Origin of the sequence: Gilliamella sp. Nev5-1, from assembly GCF_001690895.1 — a bacterium.
GTDB classification, from domain to species: Bacteria; Pseudomonadota; Gammaproteobacteria; order Enterobacterales; family Orbaceae; genus Gilliamella; species Gilliamella apicola_C.
The window spans coordinates 1-1,226 of the sequence record NZ_LZHO01000074.1 but is presented as its reverse complement, the minus strand read 5'-3'; the positions used below and the strand labels follow the sequence as shown (position 1 = coordinate 1,226).

At 27.1% G+C, this 1,226-nt stretch carries 1 protein-coding gene and 1 pseudogene; both read left to right on the top strand.

The features are described from left to right. Window positions 1-259 (top strand): annotated as a pseudogene (locus A9G41_RS10225) (VWA domain-containing protein); the annotation flags it as partial. After that, window positions 256-1,113 (top strand): hypothetical protein, encoded by an 858-nt coding sequence (locus A9G41_RS10220; protein WP_075539630.1) that lies wholly within the window; start codon window positions 256-258, stop codon window positions 1,111-1,113. The pseudogene A9G41_RS10225 and the gene A9G41_RS10220, both read left to right, overlap by 4 nt. Window positions 1,114-1,226: the final 113 nt, after the last annotated feature.

Genomic DNA, 1,226 nt, shown 5'->3' with positions numbered 1-1,226 from the left:
AGTATTGTTACTAAATCTTCATGTTAGTACATTAAGTGGTGCTGCAATTAAATTTCCATCTGGTGAATTTAATTTACCAGATTCTTATGCAAAAATGTTATTTAGAATGTCTAGCTTATTGCCATCGAATTTAGTTAATTTCGCTCAAGGGAAAGGGTACAGTGTATCTAGTGAATCAAGAGGTTTTATGTTCAATGCTGAGGCTGCTGAAATTGCAGACTTCTTTGAAATTGGAACTAGAGCGGCACAATTGAGATGATAAAAAAAATATTTTTGGGTTCTATTTCTAAAGACACATTGGATAATGGTAATTATCAATTTAATATAGAAAAAGATTTTATTTTGGATCATGAATCTTTAAATGAAGATTCATGGGCTATATCAGATGATAATTTAAGTATAGCAATATCAGATGGGGCGACAGAGTCATACGATTCCAAATTATGGGCAAAAATATTATGTCAAAAATTTGTTGGTAAAACTTTTTCATCATTTGACGAATATTTAATTTCAGCCGAGAAAGATTATGCGAAACAACATGATATTCATAATATGACTTGGACCCAAATTGAGGCTTATCAAAGGGGAAGTTTTGCCACTTTTATAGGTGTAAATTATAGTCAAATTAAAAATAGCTTAAAAATTACTTGTATTGGTGATAGTTGTATTTTTTTATTTAAAAAGTCCTCAAAAAACTATTTAAAAAGGAAAAGATCACGTGTGAAAAAAAAGACAAGGGCTTATAGGAATTGTAAGAATAATCATAAATACGAATATCAGAAAATTTTTGATATTCCTGATTTTAAAAACTGTCCTCAACTGGTTTCAACTAAGAAAAACTTTAACACTTTTGATTTTGATAAATACACTAAGTATGTAAATTTAAGTAAATATAATGATTACTATTTGTTCTTGTGTACGGATGCTTTAGCTGATTGGCTTATTAATTCTTTTAATTTATTAAAAAGTTCTACAAATCTAACAAATATACTCAATTTACAAAACAATTTGAGTAACTTAAATGAGTTTTTTTATACAAAGGTAATGGAAGCACGGAAAAATAAAAAAATGAAAATAGATGACTCAACATTAATCATTCTTAAAATAAATTAATTGGTTAAGGTTATGACATATCCTACTTTTGAGCAATATAATCAAGTATTTCAATCTCACCAAAATTTTATATCAGATAATGATTTAAAATTTGGAAATATTAAAAAATCAGG